We start from the raw sequence: 658 nt of genomic DNA, 5'->3' as shown, positions 1-658 counted from the left end.
CATCACCTGCTGGTTCACTTGGAACATAAGAGCGGACGAGATCACGTCTGCTCGCTTCAAGGCGCTCTAGTTAGCGCCGGCTTCGTTTCTCTTTCTTCAAGGATGATTGAGTGGTTCGCCACCTGGGGATCAAGCGTTGAGCTTGTGTGCCCGATGATCAGCTCCGGTTCGCCGGACAGGCTGATGGGCTGGTAGCTCAGGTGGTTAGAGCGCACGCCTGATAAGCGTGAGGTCGGAGGTTCGAGTCCTCCTCAGCCCACCAAACCTTCGGGAGACCGGAGTTTGGTAGCCCTCGGCAGCGGCATGGGGACATAGCTCAGTTGGGAGAGCGCGTGCTTTGCAAGCATGAGGTCGTCGGTTCGATCCCGTCTGTCTCCACCAAATCTTCGATTTGGCTACGACAGCCGTTTGTTTGCTTTGCTCGGGCAGAGCCCTCGCGGGTGTCTCCACCAAACCTTCGGTTTGGCTACGGAAGCCGTTTTGAACTTTGTTCGGCTGCGCCTCACGGGTGTCTCCACCAAATGCGCAATGCGGCTGGCTCTGAGCTGGTGTGTTGCAGTTTGGCTGGCGCTTTGATCGATCACTCAATGGTTGAGCGGCTTTGTGCTGCTCCCTTTATCATCCTGAAGAAAATTAGGTTTGCCGGGTCCATATGGAT

General features: G+C 56.2%; 1 protein-coding gene and 2 tRNA genes. All 3 read left to right on the top strand.

Going from position 1 to position 658, the window contains the following annotated elements:
* On the top strand, positions 1-195 hold a 195-nt coding region (locus tag IF10I1_RS22795; protein ID WP_208994244.1), incomplete at its 5' end, for a hypothetical protein.
* Positions 186-262, top strand: a tRNA-Ile gene (locus IF10I1_RS00010). The genes IF10I1_RS22795 and IF10I1_RS00010, both read left to right, overlap by 10 nt.
* A gap of 43 nt (positions 263-305) precedes the next feature.
* Positions 306-381, top strand: a tRNA-Ala gene (locus tag IF10I1_RS00005).
* Positions 382-658: the final 277 nt, after the last annotated feature.

It is taken from the genome of Pannonibacter sp. I15F10I1 (assembly GCF_900185665.1).
In the GTDB taxonomy this organism is placed as follows: domain Bacteria; phylum Pseudomonadota; class Alphaproteobacteria; order Rhizobiales; family Stappiaceae; genus Pannonibacter; species Pannonibacter indicus.
This window is presented reverse-complemented; position numbering and strand designations above follow the sequence as displayed.